Here is an 18,720-nt window from a genome sequence, read left to right on the forward strand (position 1 = left end):
GTACGCTCCGCCGGCCCGTGCGGGACTCCACCGTGCGGGTGACGTCCGTACGGCCTACCCCGGTGCGGGGGAAGAGGTGACGGATGCCGGTGATGTGCAGGACGCGCAGGCGTGGATGGGCGTCAAGGCACTCATCGGCGCACCGCACCAGTTCCTCGCCGGGTGGTCCGGGGTGCGGTGATCGAGACGACCGCCATGTCGTCGTGGGCGCCGTCGCGCAGCCACTGGGAGGCGAGCGACTGGACGTGTTCGACGACGGCTTGGGCGGGCATGTCGGCGCATTGCGACAGGGCTCGCTTCAGCCGCTCTTCACCGAACAGTTCGTCGCCGAGTGGCCCACCGCGGGCCTCGGTGAATCCGTCGGTGTAGAGGAGGCAGGTCTCTCCCGGGTCCAGGATCACCTCGACGGTGTGTGCCTCGATGGTGTCGAGGGCTCCGATCAGCATGCCGTGGGTGGGAACCTCCTCGACGGCGCCGTCCGTACGGACCACGAGGGGGCTGGGGTGGCCGGCGGAGGTGAGGCGCAGTCGCACCCGGCTCCCGGTCCTCTGGACCGAGGCCATCACCATGGTCGCGAAGCGGGTGTGGTGGGACGTGAGGAGGGCGGCGTTGAGGAGTTGGAGCATCCGCTCGTGGTCCGCGGCCATCGGTGTCAGCGCCTGTAGCGTGTTGCGGATCTTGCCCGTCAGGATGGCCGCGTCGAGGCCTTTGCCGCACACGTCGCCGAGGACCACCAGGGAGGCTTCGGCCTCGGTGCTGCCCGGGTGGATGTCGTAGAAGTCGCCTCCCACGCGCTCACTGGCGCCGGCGGGCCGGTAGCCTCCGGCGAACTCCACCCCGTGGAGGTGCCGCAGCCGGGGAGGCAGCAGGTCGCGCATCAGGGTCCGGGTCATGGCGCTCTGCTCGCTGTAGAGCCGGGAGGCGGACAGGGCCGCGCCGGCCCGGGCGGCGAACAGCCGGGCGAACACCTCTTCGTTCTCGCTGAACTCGGCGCGGTCCGTGCCGCGGAGCAGGACCATGGCTCCGGCGGGCACACCGTGGCCGGGCAGGGGGGCGACGACGACCGACCGGATCGGGCCGGTGAACCCGGACGGGAGGATCCAGCCGGGCAGGGTCGCGGGGTCGATCCAGCGCGAGGGCGCCGGCGGGAACCCCTGCAGGGCCTCGCTGAGCCCCGGGACCTGCGTGGGATCTGCCGCGACCAGGGTGCGGGTGACGTCCTGACCGGAGATGGCGTGGGCCACGGGCAGTCTGCGGCCGGACGTCGGGGTGACCACGATCGCCACGTCCGCGAGGTAATCGGCGGCCAACCGGGCCGTGGCGTCCATGCACCTGTCGGAGTCGAGCGAGGCCAGCAGGATGTCGGACGCCTCCGCGAGGAACCTGGTGCGTTCCCGCTCCGTGGCGAGCGCCTCCTCGGCCAGTCGCCGGTCCGTGTCGTCGACGAGCCACCACACGACGAGTTCGTCGTGGCCCCGGGTCGCGTGGGCTTCGTAGGTCTGCGCCGAGATCCGCCCCCACACGGAAGGGAGGATCTCTTTGTGCGGGGAGGCGTCCGGGGAGCCTCGGGTCGGCAGTCGGGTGTGCCCGGTCGCCTCCGCGTGGCCCCTGGCCGGCCAGGCGGGGACCACGTCCGGCATGCGTGCTCCGGGCAGCGCGCCCTCCAACAGGAGGGTCGCCGCCGGGTTGGCCTCCACGACGGTACCGGCCTCGTCGGCCACGATGACGGGACAGGGGGCCAGGGCCCAGAGGTCGGTTGGGGGCGCCTTTTCGAATGCCTGCCGGGAGCCGCGCGTGCGGCCCACGAGGGGGTCGGAGCGGTACTCGTCCTGGCCGGCCCTCCGCACGTGCCGGTCCGCCGGCTGTTCGAAGTCACGGGAACGGGACCGGCTTTCCGCAAGGCCGACAGCCCGGAGGCGGCGATCACGTGGTGAACACCACGTCCGCGCCGATTGTCCGAACACGCGTATCGAGACATGAGACGCGAGCCGATGGGCAGAGGATGACGGTATGAACCCGCCCACGACAGCCGAAGGACCCCCCGGCTCCACGCCCTGCGGGGAAGACGGTCACGTGGCCACCACCGGCCTCGCGCCCCCCGATTCCGCGTCCGGCACCGCGCCCCCGGTCCCCGGCAACGCCGCGGCGGCCCGCGCCGTCGTCCGGGACCTGTTGACGTACGCGGGAATCAGCCTGGACAGTGTCACGGCCGCGGACGCGATCCTGGTGGCCTCCGAACTCGTCACCAACGCCATCCGCCACGGCGGCGGCCTCACCGCCTTCCGCACCGAACTCGTCGATCACGGACTGCGGCTCGCCGTCGGCGACACGAGTCCCCACCCGCCCGCCACCCGGATCCGGACCGGAGAGCCGGGTCGGGCGGGCGGGTACGGATGGCCACTCGTCCAACGCCTGTCCGACCATGTCGACGTCCACACCCACGCACACGGCAAGACGATCACCGCCTTGTTGCGCCTCGTCTGAGGACATCCGCCGCGTTCCACTCACGGCGACGATCGCCTTCGTCGTGTTGTCAGCCCCGCGTGCCACACTGCGGCCATGTCGCTCGCTGATCTCACCCACCTCGAATGGCGGTCCTTCGACCTGCCCACCGCTCGCCGCGTGGCCCGGGAGGCCGCCGGCCTGGTGAACGGCCGGGTGACGCTCGTCGAGACCACGGAACACCTCGGCGCCCCGCACCATCGGGTCCGGATCGAGTGGAACGGGCAGGAGTTCGCCCTGATACCCGGCGGATCGGTGTCCCTGGGCTTCGACCTCGCCAACTGGCGGCCGACACCGGCTCAAGAGGCCGACTACGCCGAGAGTCTGCGGCAGGGCTTCGGCCACGGCGCCGATCTGCGGAGCCACCTCGCGCGGGTGCTCAGCCCTCGCCGGACGGTGCGGGTGGCCACGTCGCTCATGGCCGTGGAGGACGAGGAACTCACGGAGCCGCCGGCCGACATGGCGGCCGTGCTCGCGGGTCGCGGCCTGCGCGTCCCGAGCCCCGATGAGTGGGAACACGCCTGTGGCGCGGGGGCCGACACCCTCTTCCGATGGGGGAACGAGGCACCACTCGACCGCATCCCCTACGGGGACGACAGCGGCCCGCAGAACCGACGGAACGCCTTCGGGCTGCGCATCGCGTACGACACCTACCGCACGGAGCTGACCAGCGACGTCACGTCGGTCCACGGCGGCGACGGGGGCGAGTCGGTGTGCGGTGGCTACGGACACATGCTGGCCTGGCTTCCCCTGGCCACGGCGAACCGGAACCCCTTCATGGCCGAGTTCGTGCACGGGTCGGATGGCGAGGGCCTCTGCGAGGAGTTCTCCATCCGTCCGGTCCTCGCGCTCTGACGCCTCCCGCGCGCCCGTGTGCGGCCCGCGCTCGCGCCGCACCTCAATCGAAGTTTTGGTCTCGCCTTGTTGGAGTGCGAACACGTCGGCGGCGCCGGTGACGTCGAGCCCCTGGGCCTGCTCGGGCGCGAGGAAGCCTGGGGCGATGATGAGCGCGCGCCGCGGTCGCGGTCCCGGCCGGGACGAGTGCCCGTGAGGACCGCGACCGGGCCGCCGGCGGTCGGTGGACGGCTACGGGGCGGCGGCTACCGCGGGGGCCTCGTCCAGTTCCCAGGCGTGGCGCTTGAACTCGCGCGCGAAGTCGGCGTGGTCCTCCCACTGGCGCGCGATGCCGCGCAGCACGTCCCAGTGGTGCTCGACCGCCTGGTCGATGACCCGGCGGACCGCCGGGTCCGCCGCGTCCCGCTGTCCGATGAGCGTCTTGGCCACGGACGCCTCCAGCGCCGCGTTGCGCAGCGCGCGCAGGGCACGGGAGGTGTCGTCCATGGCGAAGCCGTTCTCGCTGCCCGTCTCCTCGGCGAAGAGCGGGGTGAGCCGCGCCTCGATGAAAGCGGTGATCCGCTCGAAGTAACGTACGTCCATCGGGGGCTCCATCTCGGTCGTCCTGGGATGTCGTGTCGCTGGTGCGGGGCGAGCGGGAGGGCTCGCCCCGGCGATCACTATCCCGCAGCCCGGACCGTCCTTCTGACCTGGGGGTCCTCCGGATGTCCGGCGGGCGCCGGGCGGGTCACGGGCAGGGGCGGGTCTTCCCTGGCCTCCCCCAGGTCGCCGGGTTGTTCAGTCCCGGCGGCTGGTCGGGCAGCAGGCCGCACGCCATCCAGGTGGTCACGCTCTTGTCGAGGTGCGATTCGAGTACGTAGACGGCCTTGTTCGGCGGGTACTTGTGGCGGCTGTCCAGGGAGAGGAGACCGGAGGCGCCGGAGAAGTTCTGCACCCCCGGGTTGGAGAGGCGGGCGTACACGTCCGTCGGTTGGAACGGCGCGTTGCTGTTCTCTGCCGTCTTGTACTGGGCGTAGACCGAGTTGACGACCTCCGAGGCGACGCGGAGGGCGTCGTAGGCACCGGCCGCGTTTCCCTCCGGTACCGATCCGTCCTTGAAGACGTTCCGGAAGCGGGAGGTGAACTCGGAGTAGGGGCTGTCGGCGCTCTCCTTGCCGTTGGAGTTGTTGAACATCACGTAGTAGGGCCTCAGGACCGAGTGCTTCCTGAGCATGTCCTCAGGGTCCTGGAGGTACTTGGCGGCCGTGCTCTCGGAGAGGACGGCGACCTGCTTGCCGTCCGCCTTCCGACAGTCGGCGGTGCCCTGGATGGCGTCGAAGAGTCCCGGCATCTCGCCCGAGCGGCCCGCGTAGACGATGAATCCGCCCGTGGCCCGGACCTCCGCGCAGATGTCGCGCGCCACCTCCGAGACGATCTGCCCGTTGCGGTGCTCGTAGTAGGGGACGGTCACCACCTTGCCGCCGGTGTAGTACCGGGTGAACCTCGTCTGGAGGTCGGAGCTGAAGAACTCGTCCTCCGGGTCGTAGACCACCACGGCCGTCCGGCTGCCGTCCTTGGTCGTCGTCAGCTCGCCGATCTGCTCGGAGTACGACGCGAACTCGGCCATCACCTCGGCGATGCGGTCGTCCGAGGGCGACACCTGGAAGTAGTAGGCGGAGGCCCGCTCGTCCACCATCTTGCTGCCGGTGACCGAGTTGCCGATGACGGGGATGCTGGCGGCGGAGAGTTCCGCGACCGCCGCGAACGAGGCGGGCCGGCTCTGTGTGATGCCGACCACGGCCGCGATCTTGTCCCGGTCCTTCCTCTGGACGATCTCCTGCGCGATGTCCGGACCCTGGGTGTTCTGTGATCCGTAGGCGAAGTACTTTCCGGAGTTCGCGATGAGCAGGCGGATCTGGACCACGTCGCCCTCGCGGCTGTTCACCTGGTTCTGGGCGGTGAGGGCGCCGCGGAGGCTCTGGATGCTCACCGGGGTGGAGTCCCCGGGTTCCGCCGTGAGCGGCGCGAAGAACACCACCGTGCGGTACGGGCGTCCGCTGTGCTTCGCGTCCTCGTTCTGCCGGGCGGCGACGGCCTCCAGGGACAGGAGTTCGTCGTCGCGCCCGGCGATGCCCAGGTGGCACTCGCTTCCGTCGGTGACACCGACGATCTCCCCCGAACTCACCTGGTGGCAGGAAGGTTTGGGCTCGGCCCGGTTCGTGAAGACGACCAGTCCAGCGGCCACGAGGGCGAGCACCAGGACGGGGGCGGCCACGGCGCGTACGTAGTCGCCCCGACCGTTCGCCCGTACCTCCACTATCGGGTTGGTCTCCAGCCAGCGGTCGGCCGGTCCGTCGTCGTCCCTCGCGGACAGCGGGACCAGGTGGACCGCCGACGCGGAGCGCCGGGTGTACAGGGCGTGGACGCGGTCGGCGAGACCGGTGACGCTGCGGGGGTCGGCGGGTACGGATTGCGCGTACGAGGGCGCTCCGCCGGTCAGGGCGCCCAGCACCATGAGCGGCGCGGGCGGTTCGGTGCGGACGATGTCCGCGTAGGTGTCGAGGAGTTCGCGTACGGGAGTGCCTTCCTCCCCGACCTCCGGGAGGAGCAGGACGAAGGGCCAGCGTCGGCGGCCGCGGTAGATCCAGAGTCGGGAGGGCTTGGCGGCCCGGGAGAGGTCGTTGAGCAGGGCCATGAGCAGCATGCGCTGGATCAGTGCGTGGTTGTGCCGTGAGGTGCCGGCCCGGGTGATGGTCAACGCCATGCGCAGGAAGTTCGCGCCCTTGGGTCTGCGGGAGCCCACCCAGCGCAGTGATCGACGTCTGCTGAGCCACAGACCGTAGAGGCGGCGGGGCAGTCCGACGACGAGGAGTTGGAACAGGGAGAGCCAGATGTTCACCAGGAAGCTGCCGCCGGTGGCGCCGGCGACCCTGGCCAGGGTCCCCAGGAGCGGTCTGCGGGCCAGGAGTTCGGTGTAGAGCTCGTCGCGCAGCCGGCGTCGTTTGCCGGCCGCCGAACCGGCGCCGACGGAGACCTCCAGGACGGCACGGCAGGTGTGGAAGCGCGGGAGCCGCAGTTCCCCCGCGTCGTGGGGCATGGAGTTCTCCAACTGGTCCACGAAGGCGTCCAGCAGGGCGACGTGTGGGTCGATCTCGGCGCCGGGGATCTCGCCGGGCGGCGTCTCGGGGGCGGTGGCGTCGGCGTCCTCGAGGAGCGCGTGGGGGACGAGGTCGACGGTGCGGTCGAGGTCCCGTTCGTACAGTCGGTCCCGATATCCCATGATCACCGTGCGCGCCGTGGATTCCTGCACGGAGCCGGGAGCGCCGGGGTCACGTTTCAACAGCACCACGGGTAACCTGCGGCTTTCCCCCCGGTCGGCCGCGAACGTGTCGAACTGCTCGATCAGGTACTCGATCCCCTGCGGAAGCGGCCGTTGCACACTGCTCCTCTGTGCATCGAGGCGACGGGCGGCATCGCCCGCCATCCTGCGGACACCGCCGCGAGACAGAGCTCGGCCGGGAGAGAACACGCCCTGACGATCGCGATCGACCGCCCGCCCCCCGACGGCAGTGAGTTCCGCCACGTTAGCGGCGCGAAGTGCTCTCCCGCCGGGAAATGCGCGGGTTGCCCGAAGGTCTGTCGGGCCGGTGCGGGGTGCCTTCCGGCACGGTGCCGGCCGAAATGTACGGGAACCGGGTCCGGGTCCGTGGATATGGTGCGTGCTGTGGGCCGGGCACGCCGCCGACCACCGCCGCCGACTCCCCTGAGGGCCGGGGGCGTTCCTCGTACCCGAGTCGATCTGGAGCAAGCGTGACGCCTCCCCACCTCCCTGCCCCGACGCCGGATCCGGCACCCGCCGGTGACTTCGCCGGTGACTTCGCCGGTGTCTTCGGCCCGGTCCCCGCGCTGGACGGGGAGCTGTGCTTCGACGCCGGCTCCCTCGACGCGGCGTCCACCGATTTCGGCGGCCTCGTCCGTCAGCCGCCCGCCGCGGTCCTCAGGCCGGGTTCCGCCGAGGACGTCGCCGCGATGGTTCGCCACTGTCGCGCGCGCGGACTGAAGGTGGCCGGGCGGGGCCAGGGGCACTCCACCAACGGGCAGGCCCAGGTGGCCTCCGGGCTCGTCGTCGACCTCGGCACCCTGGACTCCGTCGAGATCCGCGACGACGGCACCGCCGTGGTCCAGAGCGGAGTCCGCTGGAGCACTCTGGTCCGGGCTTCCCTGGCCCGGGGGCTCACCCCGCCGGCCTTCACCGACTACCTGGAACTCTCCATAGGCGGCACGCTCTCCGCCGGCGGCCTGGGCGGACAGATCGGTCACCACGGCACGCAGGTCGACAACGTGCTCGAACTCCAGGTCGTCACCGGTGAGGGCGAGTTGACGACCTGTTCGCCGACCGTGCGTCCCGACCTGTTCCATGCCGTCCTCGGCGGCCTCGGTCAGTGCGCGATCATCACGCGAGCCACTCTCGCGCTGGTCCCCGCGCCCCGCTCCGTACGGCTCTACACGCTCGCCGCCCCCAGCCTCGCCGCACTCACCGCGCAGCAGGCCGCACTGATCGGGGAAGGGCGCTTCGACTACCTCGTCGGACAGGCTCACACGCCCTCCCCGGAGGGCTGGAGCTACATGATCGAGGCGGCGGCCTACGACGGGACGGCCGCCGACGACGCCCGGCTCATCGGGGACCTGGACCACACCGCGGTCGAGGTCCGGGACCTGCCGTACTTCGACTTCCTGAACCGGATCGCCCCGATGGTGGAGGTGTTCGAGTCCATGGGCGAGTGGAGGCGCCCCCACCCCTGGTTCGACAGCCTGCTCCCCGCGTCGGCCGTGGACTCCGTCGTCTCGGAGACGCTCGCGACCCTCAAGGGCGGCTCGGTCGGCGCGAGCGCGGTGGTCCTGCTGTACCCCGTTCTCACCGCCAAGTGCGCGACGCCGCTCCCGGTCATGCCGGACGAGGAGCTGGCCTACCTCTTCTCCCTCCTCAAGACCGCTTCCCCCGGTGCGGATTCCGCCGAGGAGATGGTCGCCGCGAACCGCAGGCAGTACGACGCCACGCTCGCCGTGGGGGGCCGTTGGTATCCGATCGGGTCGGTGCCGCTCACCACGGACGACTGGGTACGTCACTTCGGCCCGTTCTGGGACGAGTTCAAGGCGGCGCGGCACCGCTACGACCCCGACGGGATCCTCACGCCCGGCCAACGCATCTTCTGACGGGGCGCTGCGGCGGAGGGGTGCGCTCCGGGCCCGGTCGAAGGCCGGCCGGCCGGGGCCGTGCGAGGATCCGGGCGGGAATCGAGAGAGCCGGGTGGGGACATGGGCAGGATGCACGCGGACGAGGCGGAGATCGACGCCGATCTGGTCCGGGGCCTGCTGCGCGCCCAGTTCCCCCGGTGGGGGGATCTGCCGATCACCCGGCTCGCGTCGGGGGGCACGGTCAACGCGATCTACCGGCTCGGTGACGACCTGACCGTCCGGCTGCCGCTGCGCCCCGGCGGCGCCGAGGCCATCGCGACGGAGGCACGGCTGCTCCCCCGGCTGGCGCCGCTGCTGCCGCTGCCGATCCCGGAGGTGGTCGCGACCGGCGCCCCGGGGGAGGGCTACCCCTTGAGCTGGGCGGTGCACCGGTGGCTCGAGGGCCGCAGCCCTGTCGAGGGCGCCTTGGCGGAGCCCGAGTCCGTGGCCCGGGACCTCGCCCGGTTCGCGGTCGCGTTCCGCGGGATCGAACTCCCCGGCGGCCCGCCCGCGCACCGCGGCGCACCCTTGATCAGCGAGGACCGGGAGGTGCGGGAGGCCGTCGAGGAGCTGCGCCGTACCGACGAACCCTTCGACGTCGAGGAGATCACCGCGGCCTGGGAGGAGGCCCTCGCGGCACCGCTGTGGACGGGGCCGGCCCGCTGGACGCACTCCGACCTCATGCCGAGCAATCTCCTGCTGGACGGTGACCGCGTCTCGGCCGTCATCGACTTCGGCACCGTGGGCCTGGGAGAGCCGGCGACCGACCTCGTCCCCGCCTGGAATCTGCTGCCCGCCTCGGCCCGACGGGTGTACCGCGACGTGGTGGAGGTGGACGACGCGACCTGGGCCCTGTCCATGGCGGTCATCCAGCTGCCGTACTACCGGGGGACCAACCCGATCATCTCGGCCAATGCCCGGCACGTCATCCGGGAGGTCCTCGGGTCCCGCGCGTGAGACCCGGGGGCCTGCACCCAAGGGCCCGCGCTCCGTTCGGGCGGCCCACGTCCCGGCCCCATCTCGACCCGCGTCCCGAGCCGGATCCCAGCCCACGCCCCGGCCTGACCACCGTCCGTCTTGAACATGTTCAACGAACCCCGTAGGGTCACGGGTATGAGTTGAACGCGTTCAAGCGTTCAGTGCTCCGCGCGTGCGGCGCAGCCGGAGGGGGTCCGCGATGACGGTACTGGTGAATCTGATCGTCACCCTGGGCATGCTGGGAATCGTTCCCGCGGGCCTGCGTCTGATCGATCCGGTCGGGCCACACCGGCTCGCCCGGCTGTGGCCGCTCCTCGCCGTTCCCGGGGCGCTGTGCCTGTGGTTCCCGCGCGGATCCCTCGCCACCGTGCTCGCCGGTCTCTACGCCGCCGCCACTCTGGTCCTCGCGGCAACGGCCGCGGCCCGGCTGCTGCGGACGCGCTCGCTCGCCCCGGCCGAGATCGCCGTGCTGACCGCGCTCGTCACGCCCTCGGTGGCCGCGACGGCCCTGGTCGCCGAACGCGGCGGACACCGTCTGTTCGGCTTCGATCTCGACATCCTGGCGCTGACCGTCCCGCACTTCCACTTCGCCGGTTTCGCCGCCGCCCTGGTCGCCGGGCTGGTGTGCCGGGCCGCCCCGTCCTCGGCCGGCGGCCTCTCGCGCGCGGCGGCGTACAGCGTCCCGGCCGGCACGCTCCTCGTGCTCCTCGGCTACTTCGTCGGCGACTGGGCCGAGCTGGTGGGCGCCGTGGTCCTGACCGGCGGGATGTGGGCGGTGGCCCTGCTGACCTGGCGGGAGATCCGTCCGCGGTCCCGCGGACGGGTCACGGGCGCGCTGCTGTCGACCTCGGCCGCGGTCCTGGTGGCCACCATGCTGCTCGCCCTGTGGTGGGCCCTCGGCGAGGCCACCGGCCTCACCCATCCCACCCTGACCTGGATGGCAGCCACCCACGGCCTCGGCAACGCCCTCGGATTCGCCCTCTGCTCGATGCTCGCCTGGCACCGGCTGGGCCCCGACCTGACGGAGAAGACCCCATGACCCGACTCTTCAGCCCCGACCGAGACACCGTCAACTACCCCGAGGCGGGCGCCACCGCCCTTCGGCCGCTGCCGGCCGGATACAACCACCTGGAGTACCGCGTCCGGATCGGGCAGGGCCGGCCCGACCTGGAAGCGGCCGGCGCCGCGGTCACCACCCTCCGGGCGCACCGCGCCTCGGGAATGCGCGTGGCCACGGACCGGGAGGGCCCCCTGCTTCCCGGCGGGCGGGTGGAGGTCGGCATCGGCATCGGGCCGCTGCGCGTCACCGCTCCGTGCCAGGTGATCTGGACGGCGTACGAGCCCGACCGCGTCGGTTTCGCGTACGGGACGCTGAAGGGCCACCCGGAATGCGGCGAGGAGTCCTTCGTCGTGGACATGGACGTCGACGGCGGTGTGTGGTTCACGGTGGCCGCCTTCAGCCGGCCCGGCTGCTGGTACACCCGTCTCGCGGGCCCGGCGGTACCGGTCCTGCAGCGTGCCTACGCCCGGCTGCTGGGTCACAGGCTGCGCGGATTGCTCCGGGCCCGCTGACTCCGGAGGGGGTGAGCCGTTCGCCTGTGCGGGAGCGGTGGCCGCTCGTTCACTCGGGAGCGGTGGCGGGCGGGTTCGCATCCGGCGCCGGGTGGGTGCGCCCGCGGGCCGTGTCGGTCGCGGAACGCACCCGCGAGACCGGCGTGCCGCGCGCCCTCGGCCGGTGGCTCACTCGGGCTCCACGGCTCCCGAGTCCGGCGACTGCCGGAGTCCCGATGTGTCGACCGCCTCGAAGTCCGATCCCTTGATGGTCTTGAGCGCGTCGAGCTGGGCATTGTCCCAACCGGGGTTCTCCTCGCCGGTGATGAACCAGGCCGAGCCGTTGTCGGCGACGATGGCGCCGTACTTCTTGAGCGCTTCGGCGACCGCCTTGGCCTGCGGGCCCATCGTCGAGGTGTCCACCGAGTCCTTCAGCCGCAGTCGCAACCCCATGGGAGGCAGTGACGGGTCCGAGGCGGTGCCCGCCTGGTGCCTGGCGGGCCAGACGTGACTCCGGTCCGAGCGCGGCACGGTGACCCGGATCGCGTGGTCGATGTGCCCGGACGCCGCCTCCTCGTGGCGCGCCAGCCCCGGGAGGATGGCGAGGCCGGCGGCATCGGCGGACGTCCACCCGTCGGGCCGGAGATCGTTGGTCCTCAGGTCGAATACGGCGCCGCCTCCGGCGTGCCAGGCGTTGTCGCCCTCCTGCTTCGCGTTCCAGAGCTCGTAGGACTTGCACAGGTCGCGGTCCCATACGACGACGTGCCGGTCCCCCTCGCTCGCCGGACCGTTCTCGATCCTGGCGTCCTGCGGGATGCGGTACCCGGTCTTGTCGCTCTCGTCGGCGTAGTCCAGGGTGACCTTCGTTTCCGGCAGCTTCTCGTCCGAGACGGTGATGGGGATGCCGAAGGGTTCGCCGTCGCTGTGGCCCGACCCGAAGTCCGGGTGCAGGGGCACCGAGGAGCCGATCGAGGAGACGTACCGGGCGGAGTTCGGATGCACGGGGAGCTGGTCCACGGGGGCCCGCCAGAAACTGTCCGGCAGTGAGGTCGCGCAGGTCTCGTCCGCGGCGACCACCGTGTCGGCCGAGGCAGGCCCCGCCGTGTCGGCCTCGCCGGCGACGGCCACACCTCCGGGCAGCAGGCACGCGACGGCGGCAGCGGCGGCGAGGTCGGGGACCCTGTCGCCGACGCGCCGTAGAGCGGTTCGCTTCCGCCGTCGAGCGGTTCGCTTCATCGTCATCGGTATCGCTCACCCCTCGGGTTCGCGTGCGCGGGTGCACGCGACCGCGAGAAGGGACTCGGGCCGATCGGGTCGTGTCGACCGTACGGTTCCATGGTAGTTCCGGAGCGGCACCCACGCGCCTCGCCGGCTCCCGGAGGCGTGCGGGACGCGGGGGCGGGCAGATGGTCGGTATCCGCTGCCGGGGGACGGACCCCGGGCGAGGCGGCGAGCGACGGAGGAGACACGGTGCCGAACCATGCGACGAGGGAACACCTGGAGGCACTGCGTGCGGAGCTCCGGACGACGGGAGCCGGCCTGCCGGCACACGAGCGCGAGCACCTGGAGGCGTTGCTCGACCGGCTGGAGGCGGACGAGGCGGCCGAGGATCCGGGCATGTCCGACTCCTTGCACCTCGCGGCCGAACGGTTCGAGGTGAAGCACCCCTCCCTGGCCGCGACCCTGCGCAACATCGGCGTCAACCTGGCCAACATCGGCATCTGAGCCCCCTCACCGCACCCCGACCCACCCCGCGCACCGCCCCGGGCCCCGCCTCGGGGCGGTGTTGCGGCTTCGGAACGGGGCGAGCGCGAGTGGGGCGCGGTCGATCGGGACGACGCGGCGTGACGGGACGGGCGCTCAGTACCGCAGAGCGTCCTGCATCGAGGTGAGCCAGTACGTGACGGCCGCGCTGTCGTCCTTGTACGTGCCCGCCGGGAGGGCCACCTTGACCGGGGCGCCGACCGAACCGGAACCGTTGCGGGCAGCGAAGTAGAGGCGGAGGTTCTTGGGCTTGTAGCCGTGGGCCGCCTCACCGGTCGCACTGCTGAGGGTCACCCCCGCGTACGCGGACTCGCCCGGGGCGAGGGTCGCGACGGCCTGCGGCTTGCTGTCCTCCACGATCTGCGTCGCGGCCTGTTCGTCGTCGAAGCGCAGCGCGGGCGCCAGGTAGACGTCGCAGGCGCGCTTGCCGGTGTTGGTGACGGTGAGAAGCATGTGGTTGATGGGGCGCTCCACCTTGGTGGCCACGATCCTCGTGGAACCGGCCGCGCAGGCCACGAAACCGGCCTCCGCGCCGCCCTTGCCCCCGCTCGCCTTGCTGTTGCCGTCCCCGGCGCCGCCCTTGGCGGTCGACGCGGGCCCCCCGTTGGCGGTGTGGCCGACGGGCTGCGCGTTGCCGCTGTCGGTGGTGCCACCCGAGGGCTGCACGACGGAGGCCGCGCCGGCGGGCGACGGCTCCTTGGTCAGCGGGTCGTTGCCTTGACACGCGGTCAGGGTGGTGGCCGCGAGCAGCGCGGCCGTGCAGGCGGTCAGGGCGGTGCGACGGGTACGGATGGTGCGCATGATGCGGTCGTCCTTCTGGTGGGATGTGACACGGGTTCAGTGACGGCCCAGGAGTGTGGTCAGGACCGAGATACAGGCGATCAGTACGGCGACGGCGACCACGTCGGTCGCGCCGAAACGTCTTGGCATGGCGACTCCGGTCTCGGTGGCGCTGTCCCAAGGTTGCGGGGCTGTGCCGATCATGTGCCAGATCCACGCGACAATGGGGGACGTTGGGACGTGGAACGGCCTGTGAGCTGGTCGGATGACCTGTCCCTGGAACGCCTGGCTGGAAAGACGCATGGAGCGGGGGACCCGAGTGACCACGGGATCGGATGGCCTGGCCGGACTGCTGAGCGGGCTCAAGAAGCGTTCGGGGCTGAGCTACGGAGCGCTCGCCGGGCGGCTGCACGTGAGCACGTCGACGGTGCACCGGTACTGCAACGGAGACGCCGTTCCGACCGAGTTCGGGACGGTCGAACGGTTCGCCAAGCAGTGCGGGGCGACCCGCGACGAGTTGGTGGAGGCACACCGCCGCTGGATCATCGCCGACGACGCGCGGCGGCGTCCGCGGCCGGTGACGACGACCGCCACGGCGGAAGCGGCGGCCGGGGGGACCGGTTCGGTGAACCTCGCGAAGGCGGCGGGCACCGCGGATGCGACGCCGGGTGAAGCGGCCGACGCGGGCGGTCCGCACTCCCCGGCGTCCTCGGCCGAGAACGCGCCGAAGGACGCCGAGTCACCGCAGCCGACGCCAAGACCGATGCCTGAAACGGAAACGGAATCCGATGGGGGCCCGGATCCGGAGGCCGGGGCGGCACCGGCGGCCGGCGCCGTCACGCCCACCACGCGCCGACCCCGCCTCGGTCGCGACTCCTCGCGATCCGCCACCACGGGATTCCCCGCGCGGCGCCGAGGCGTACGGATCGCCCTGGCGGCCGGAACCATCGCCGTGCTCGCCGTGCCGGCGGCGTACGCCGTGACCCGCTACGTCGCGGACGAGCCGACTCCTTCGGGGCCTTCGGCTCCCGTGAACCCCTCGTCGAGCCGGACCGCGCCGTACGTCCCCGGGCCCCGTACGAGCGTCTCCGCCTCGACCTCCCCCACGGCGAGCGGCTCCCCCGCCGCGGGCGCCGGCGCCTCCCCCGACACCGGGGCGAGTTCGCCCGCGCCCGGCCGCCGGGAAGGGTCGGGCACACCCGGGGGGACACCGCCCTCCGGCGACGGTGCGGCCGTGCAGCCACCGAGCGTCGGCGTGAGCTCGTACAACTGGGACGCGCCCTGCGGGGTGAACTACCTGCTCGACCAGCCGGAGGGGCAGGTACCGCCGCCCAGCGCCCCGCAGGACACCCGGGGGTGGGCCAGGGCGCTCGGGGCCGTTGACGCCGGGGCGATGCGGCTCCAGTTGACCGCGAAGGGCCGTGCGGACGAGGCGGTGGTCATCACCGGGATCGACGTGCGCGTGGTCGAGCGCGCCGCGCCGCTCCCGTGGCGGGCCTTCTCCATGGGCGACGGCTGCGGCAGCGGCATCACCCCTCAGACCTTCGACATCGACCTGGACGACGCCCGGCCCGTGACCAGGGCGAAGGATGGTCAGGACGGCGGATCCACCGTGCCCGCCAAGGGCTTCCCGTTCAAGGTCTCGTCGCACGACCCGCAGGTGTTCAACCTCGAGGTCCACACCGAGGGACATCTGGCGAGCTGGTACCTGGAGGTCGGTTGGAGCAGTGGTGACCGGCGCGGCACGGTGCGCGTGGACGACGGCGGTCGGCCGTTCCGCACGAGCGCGCTGGAGGGCCGACCGAGGTACGGCTGGTGGCCGGACCGCAGCGAGTGGGTTGTCCTGTGATTCCCCGGCCGCCGCGTTGAACTCCTCGTGCGTACGGTCGCGAAGGCGCCGGCTCCGGACGTCAGGCGCGGCCCGGGTCGGTGCGGGTACGGCGGCGGCGCAGGCCCTCCAGGAGCACTCCCAGTGCGAACGACTGGATCAGGACGGAGAGGAGGATGCCTCCGAAGAAGAACCAGTCGGGCATCGACGTCCCGCCCCACACGGCTGCTCCGAGCGAGCCCACGAGGAAGAACGTGGGCAGGGCGAGGAAGACGGGCCACACCCAGACGAATCCGGGGTCGTCGGCGAACAGGGTCACGGCCGTGGCCATCGCGGCGAGGCAGGCGATCAGACCGAGGTAGATCGCCGACGCGCGGTTGGCGACGGTCAGGCGCATGAAGGTTCGGGCGTTCACGGTGTGCCCCCTCGGAAGTGGTTGCTCTTTCCCTCCCCATGTTTCGGGAGGGACCGGGGGTCTGTCGTGAGTACCCGTACCCAGTTCGGTCTGCGCTCGATCACGGTCCCGGGTGAGCACGCCCACCCGGGACCGGCCACCGGTCAGGGCCCCGCGGGGGTGGGGGCTCCCCGTCCCGTGCGCGAGCGGTCACCCGCCGGCGGGTGACCGCTCGCGCACATGTGCTCGTGGGACCGGGGCCGTGCCCCGGCCTAGAGTTACGCGCTGTCTGCCGGCTCTCGACGGGTCGGCCGCGTCCGTGGTTCGGTTCGGCGTCGAGGGAGACCGCTCATGGCCAGCGCGTTTCAGGAGCGCAAGCTCAAGGGGATGTTCGCCGCGTTCGACGCGGACGGCGACGGCTTCCTGCGCGAGGAGGACTTCGCCTCGCTCGTCGCCCGATGGAGCCGGCTGCCGGGAGTGGGGCCCGGCACGGAGGTCCGCGCGCGGGTGGAATCCCTGCTCATGGGGTGGTGGGCGGCGCTGCTGGAGGTCGGGGACGCCAACGGCGACGGCGCGATCGACATGGGCGAGCTGCTCGCCCTCGTCGACAGGCTGCCCGCCATGGTCGCGGACGTCACCGCGACCGCCGACACCGTCTTCGACGCGGTGGACGCCAACGGTGACGGCCGCATCTCCCCCGAGGAACACCGCACGCTCGTCGAGACGTGGAACGGACGGCCCGTGGACGTGACGGGTGTCTTCGAACTGCTCGACCTGAACGGAGACGGCCACCTCAGCCGTGAGGAGTTCGCACTGCTGTGGCGCCAGTTCTGGATCAGCGACGATCCGGCGGAACCGGGCAACTGGTTGTGCGGCCGGTTGTCCGGCTGACGGCCGGCGCTGTGGCGGCTGCCGACCCGCGACCGGCAACCGGCGTCCGGCGTCCGGCGTCCGACCGTGCTCAGCGTGCGCTTCCGAGGTTCCGGTCCTCCTCACCGCCGGCCAGCATGAGCGTGGTTTCCTCTATGCGGCGGAATCGGCCGTCGGCGGCGAACTCGCCGAAGAGGTAGACCTCGGTGCGGACGCCGGAACCGTCCTTCTTGACGACATCGACGGTGTGACGATCGGCGTACAGCCTTCCGTCGGTCAGTTCCTCGTGCACCTCGACACTGCCCGTCGCGACCACCGTGCGCAGGTGGGCGATGTGGGCGATGAACCCGTCGAGTTCGTCCCACGTGCCGTTCGTGCGCTGGCGGTAGTCGGGGGTGAAGTGCCGCTCGACGGCTTCCCGGAGGTCGAGCTCCGGGGTGAACAGAAGGTCGTCGAGGGCGGCGGCGATGTTGGTGTGGCTCATGGTTGTCCTCCGTGACGGGGCGACTTCGACCTGGGAATGCGTGCGCTGCGCACGCTTCTGAGGATACACGGACTGCGTGCGCGACGCACGCTATTCTTGGACCGTGAACAACGAGACGGGACACGAGGTCGCCGACGCCCTGGGCGACCTGCTCAAGCGCACCCTCCGGGCCGACCTGCACCGGACCCTCACCGAGGATCTGGGAGAGGCCGTCGACGAGGTCACCTACCCGGTACTCAGCGGGCTGGCCAGAACGGGCCCCCGCAGTGCCGCCGACCTGGCCGCCGACGTGGGCCTGGACCGATCCGGCGTGAGCCGGCGAGCCTCACGACTGGAGGCCGCGGGCCTCGTGCGCCGCGAACAGGACCCGACCGACCGGCGGGCCCTCCTGCTGACACTCACCACCCGGGGCGAACGCACGGTGGAGATCATGCGGCAGCGCCTGGCCTCGCGCATCGAGGCGTCCCTGAGCTCCTGGCCACCCGAGGAGGCCCGCTCGTTCGCCGTCAACCTGCGCCGGTTCGTCGACGAGGGCCCCTTCACCGGACCCACCGAACAACGATGACGTCAATGAATCCTTGACACGGTGATCATGTCAAGGTTTCCTTGACACATGCCGAACACGTTGACGAACACCGCACCCGACGGCGCCACTTCGGCACTGACCGTCCTCCTGCCCCTGGTCGCGGTCGTACCCGCGCTCACGGCGATGTTCGCCGATCGCCTCGGCACCCCGGCCAACGTGGTCCTGATCGCGTTCGACCTCGCCCTGGTCGCCGTCACGGCCGGATGCTTCGCCCGCTCGGCGGCGGGTCGACGAGACGCGACCGAGCGCGCACGCCGCGACGAGGACGTGCCGGACGCGCTCGACCACCGCCCCGGGAAGCGGCTTTGAGCGCCGAGCAGTTGCTCGGTCCGCAAGAGGCCGCCAGGATCCGCGAGGGCATCGCCGCGGCCGTGCTGGGCGTATCCGACGACCTCGCCGATTCCCTCGAACACGATGCCGCGGGCTACCTGCGGCTGGTCGACGCCTCGCGCGTCGGCGCCGAGGAGGCCGGCCGGCTGCTGCGCGAGGCCGTCCAGGGCGCCAGGGCGGCGGGCCACAGCTGGGACACCGTGGGCCGTGTCCTGGGGGTGAGCCGCCAGGCCGCGCAACAGCGGTTCGCGAACAAGGACAAGGACGCCGCCCCGTCGGGAGCGTCGGACAACCCCGACGCTCCCGAGCGACGGATCCTCACCCCTCTGACGGCGTTCAACGAGATGAACGCACTCGCCGACGCCGGGCGCGACGGGTGGCACCTGGTCGGCTACGGCGCCTTCTTCCACGAGGTCGAGGCCTCCGACCACGCCTGGGAGCACTGCCGGGTGCCGGTGGTGTCCGGCGGACGCCACCGGCGACTGGAGGCCGACGGATGGATCGCGGTCGGCGAGGGCTGGTTCCCGTGGCGCTACTACAAGCGCCCGCTGCCTCCCGCCGGGTCCAACGACACACGCTGAACG

At 71.9% G+C, this 18,720-nt stretch carries 20 protein-coding genes; 12 read left to right on the plus strand and 8 right to left on the minus strand.

Annotated elements, in window-relative coordinates; genetic code table 11:
• Positions 1-131: 131 nt before the first annotated feature.
• Entirely contained in the window at positions 132-1,742 is a 1,611-nt protein-coding gene (locus ACQEVM_RS19175) for a PP2C family protein-serine/threonine phosphatase (protein WP_433085263.1), read from the minus strand.
• A gap of 331 nt (positions 1,743-2,073) precedes the next feature.
• Between ACQEVM_RS19175 and ACQEVM_RS19180 the strand changes: the two genes are divergently transcribed.
• Positions 2,074-2,484, plus strand: coding sequence for an ATP-binding protein (locus tag ACQEVM_RS19180; protein WP_433080631.1), 411 nt, complete (start codon positions 2,074-2,076; stop codon positions 2,482-2,484).
• Positions 2,485-2,559: 75 nt separating this feature from the next.
• A complete protein-coding gene (locus ACQEVM_RS19185; RefSeq protein ID WP_433080633.1) occupies positions 2,560-3,357 on the plus strand; it encodes a hypothetical protein in 798 nt (265 codons plus the stop codon).
• 231 nt (positions 3,358-3,588) lie between these two features.
• Here the strand turns inward: ACQEVM_RS19185 and ACQEVM_RS19190 are convergent, their stop codons facing one another.
• Together ACQEVM_RS19190 and ACQEVM_RS19195 are read right to left on the minus strand one after the other, a co-directional pair.
• Positions 3,589-3,939, minus strand: a complete 351-nt coding sequence (locus ACQEVM_RS19190; protein WP_433080635.1) for a hypothetical protein — start codon at positions 3,937-3,939, stop codon at positions 3,589-3,591.
• 145 nt (positions 3,940-4,084) lie between these two features.
• Positions 4,085-6,775 (minus strand): hypothetical protein, encoded by a 2,691-nt coding sequence (locus ACQEVM_RS19195; RefSeq protein ID WP_433080637.1) that lies wholly within the window; start codon positions 6,773-6,775, stop codon positions 4,085-4,087.
• Positions 6,776-7,146: 371 nt separating this feature from the next.
• Between ACQEVM_RS19195 and ACQEVM_RS19200 the strand changes: the two genes are divergently transcribed.
• The 4 genes from ACQEVM_RS19200 (at position 7,147) to ACQEVM_RS19215 (ending at position 11,121) form a co-directional block, all read left to right on the plus strand.
• Positions 7,147-8,550 carry an FAD-binding protein gene (locus tag ACQEVM_RS19200; protein WP_433080639.1) on the plus strand — a complete coding sequence of 468 codons (1,404 nt, stop codon included), beginning with the start codon at positions 7,147-7,149 and terminating at the stop codon, positions 8,548-8,550.
• A 111-nt stretch (positions 8,551-8,661) separates the two neighbouring features.
• Positions 8,662-9,528, plus strand: a complete 867-nt coding sequence (locus tag ACQEVM_RS19205) for an aminoglycoside phosphotransferase family protein (RefSeq protein ID WP_433085265.1) — start codon at positions 8,662-8,664, stop codon at positions 9,526-9,528.
• 220 nt (positions 9,529-9,748) lie between these two features.
• A complete protein-coding gene (locus ACQEVM_RS19210; RefSeq protein WP_433080641.1) occupies positions 9,749-10,588 on the plus strand; it encodes a YndJ family protein in 840 nt (279 codons plus the stop codon).
• Positions 10,585-11,121 carry a DUF1990 family protein gene (locus ACQEVM_RS19215; RefSeq protein ID WP_433080643.1) on the plus strand — a complete coding sequence of 179 codons (537 nt, stop codon included), beginning with the start codon at positions 10,585-10,587 and terminating at the stop codon, positions 11,119-11,121. The genes ACQEVM_RS19210 and ACQEVM_RS19215 overlap by 4 nt, the downstream gene beginning before the upstream one ends.
• 168 nt (positions 11,122-11,289) lie before the next feature.
• On the opposite strand, the gene ACQEVM_RS19220 is transcribed toward ACQEVM_RS19215, so the two are convergent.
• Positions 11,290-12,336 (minus strand): hypothetical protein, encoded by a 1,047-nt coding sequence (locus ACQEVM_RS19220; protein ID WP_433080645.1) that lies wholly within the window; start codon positions 12,334-12,336, stop codon positions 11,290-11,292.
• 234 nt (positions 12,337-12,570) lie between these two features.
• Here ACQEVM_RS19220 and ACQEVM_RS19225 point away from each other — a divergent pair, with 234 nt between their 5' ends.
• Positions 12,571-12,825, plus strand: coding sequence for a DUF4404 family protein (locus ACQEVM_RS19225; protein ID WP_433080647.1), 255 nt, complete (start codon positions 12,571-12,573; stop codon positions 12,823-12,825).
• 135 nt (positions 12,826-12,960) lie between these two features.
• Here ACQEVM_RS19225 and ACQEVM_RS19230 read toward each other — a convergent pair whose 3' ends face one another.
• Positions 12,961-13,665 carry a DUF4232 domain-containing protein gene (locus ACQEVM_RS19230; protein WP_433080649.1) on the minus strand — a complete coding sequence of 235 codons (705 nt, stop codon included), beginning with the start codon at positions 13,663-13,665 and terminating at the stop codon, positions 12,961-12,963.
• A 36-nt stretch (positions 13,666-13,701) separates the two neighbouring features.
• Complete coding sequence (locus ACQEVM_RS19235) at positions 13,702-13,848, minus strand: hypothetical protein (protein ID WP_433080651.1); 147 nt, start codon at positions 13,846-13,848, stop codon at positions 13,702-13,704.
• A gap of 115 nt (positions 13,849-13,963) precedes the next feature.
• On the opposite strand from ACQEVM_RS19235, the gene ACQEVM_RS19240 reads away from it, so the two are divergent.
• On the plus strand, positions 13,964-15,493 hold the full coding sequence (locus ACQEVM_RS19240) for a helix-turn-helix domain-containing protein (protein WP_433080653.1): 1,530 nt from the start codon (positions 13,964-13,966) through the stop codon (positions 15,491-15,493).
• 61 nt (positions 15,494-15,554) lie between these two features.
• Here ACQEVM_RS19240 and ACQEVM_RS19245 read toward each other — a convergent pair whose 3' ends face one another.
• Positions 15,555-15,887, minus strand: coding sequence for an SCO4225 family membrane protein (locus tag ACQEVM_RS19245; protein ID WP_433080655.1), 333 nt, complete (start codon positions 15,885-15,887; stop codon positions 15,555-15,557).
• Positions 15,888-16,217: 330 nt separating this feature from the next.
• On the opposite strand from ACQEVM_RS19245, the gene ACQEVM_RS19250 reads away from it, so the two are divergent.
• Complete coding sequence (locus ACQEVM_RS19250) at positions 16,218-16,757, plus strand: EF-hand domain-containing protein (RefSeq protein WP_433080657.1); 540 nt, start codon at positions 16,218-16,220, stop codon at positions 16,755-16,757.
• Between the two features lie 70 nt (positions 16,758-16,827).
• Here the strand turns inward: ACQEVM_RS19250 and ACQEVM_RS19255 are convergent, their stop codons facing one another.
• Positions 16,828-17,220, minus strand: a complete 393-nt coding sequence (locus ACQEVM_RS19255; protein ID WP_433080659.1) for a nuclear transport factor 2 family protein — start codon at positions 17,218-17,220, stop codon at positions 16,828-16,830.
• A gap of 103 nt (positions 17,221-17,323) precedes the next feature.
• Here ACQEVM_RS19255 and ACQEVM_RS19260 point away from each other — a divergent pair, with 103 nt between their 5' ends.
• From ACQEVM_RS19260 to ACQEVM_RS19270, 3 genes are read left to right on the plus strand one after another with little or no spacing between them, the layout of a single operon-like run.
• Positions 17,324-17,785: a MarR family winged helix-turn-helix transcriptional regulator gene (locus tag ACQEVM_RS19260; protein ID WP_433080661.1), complete on the plus strand. Its 462-nt coding sequence runs from the start codon at positions 17,324-17,326 to the stop codon at positions 17,783-17,785.
• Positions 17,786-17,833: 48 nt separating this feature from the next.
• The gene (locus ACQEVM_RS19265; RefSeq protein ID WP_433080663.1) at positions 17,834-18,115 is read left to right on the plus strand and encodes a hypothetical protein; all 282 of its coding nucleotides are present in this window, start codon (positions 17,834-17,836) and stop codon (positions 18,113-18,115) included.
• Positions 18,112-18,717 carry a hypothetical protein gene (locus ACQEVM_RS19270; RefSeq protein WP_433080665.1) on the plus strand — a complete coding sequence of 202 codons (606 nt, stop codon included), beginning with the start codon at positions 18,112-18,114 and terminating at the stop codon, positions 18,715-18,717. Before ACQEVM_RS19265 ends, ACQEVM_RS19270 begins: the two co-directional genes overlap by 4 nt.
• Positions 18,718-18,720 lie beyond the last annotated feature (3 nt).

This window comes from Streptomyces sp. CA-243310 (assembly GCF_050936775.1).
GTDB lineage: Bacteria > Actinomycetota > Actinomycetes > Streptomycetales > Streptomycetaceae > Streptomyces.

Bases quoted from the DNA above. Each gene is read 5' to 3' on its own strand.
- ACQEVM_RS19230 (WP_433080649.1), bottom strand. From the start codon at position 13,665: ATGCGCACCATCCGTACCCGTCGCACCGCCCTGACCGCCTGCACGGCC.
- ACQEVM_RS19210 (WP_433080641.1), top strand. From the start codon at position 9,749: ATGACGGTACTGGTGAATCTGATCGTCACCCTGGGCATGCTGGGAATC.
- ACQEVM_RS19265 (WP_433080663.1), top strand. From the start codon at position 17,834: ATGCCGAACACGTTGACGAACACCGCACCCGACGGCGCCACTTCGGCA.
- ACQEVM_RS19250 (WP_433080657.1), top strand. From the start codon at position 16,218: ATGGCCAGCGCGTTTCAGGAGCGCAAGCTCAAGGGGATGTTCGCCGCG.
- ACQEVM_RS19185 (WP_433080633.1), top strand. From the start codon at position 2,560: ATGTCGCTCGCTGATCTCACCCACCTCGAATGGCGGTCCTTCGACCTG.
- ACQEVM_RS19205 (WP_433085265.1), top strand. From the start codon at position 8,662: ATGCACGCGGACGAGGCGGAGATCGACGCCGATCTGGTCCGGGGCCTG.
- ACQEVM_RS19190 (WP_433080635.1), bottom strand. From the start codon at position 3,939: ATGGACGTACGTTACTTCGAGCGGATCACCGCTTTCATCGAGGCGCGG.
- ACQEVM_RS19255 (WP_433080659.1), bottom strand. From the start codon at position 17,220: ATGAGCCACACCAACATCGCCGCCGCCCTCGACGACCTTCTGTTCACC.
- ACQEVM_RS19235 (WP_433080651.1), bottom strand. From the start codon at position 13,848: ATGATCGGCACAGCCCCGCAACCTTGGGACAGCGCCACCGAGACCGGA.
- ACQEVM_RS19220 (WP_433080645.1), bottom strand. From the start codon at position 12,336: ATGAAGCGAACCGCTCGACGGCGGAAGCGAACCGCTCTACGGCGCGTC.
- ACQEVM_RS19215 (WP_433080643.1), top strand. From the start codon at position 10,585: ATGACCCGACTCTTCAGCCCCGACCGAGACACCGTCAACTACCCCGAG.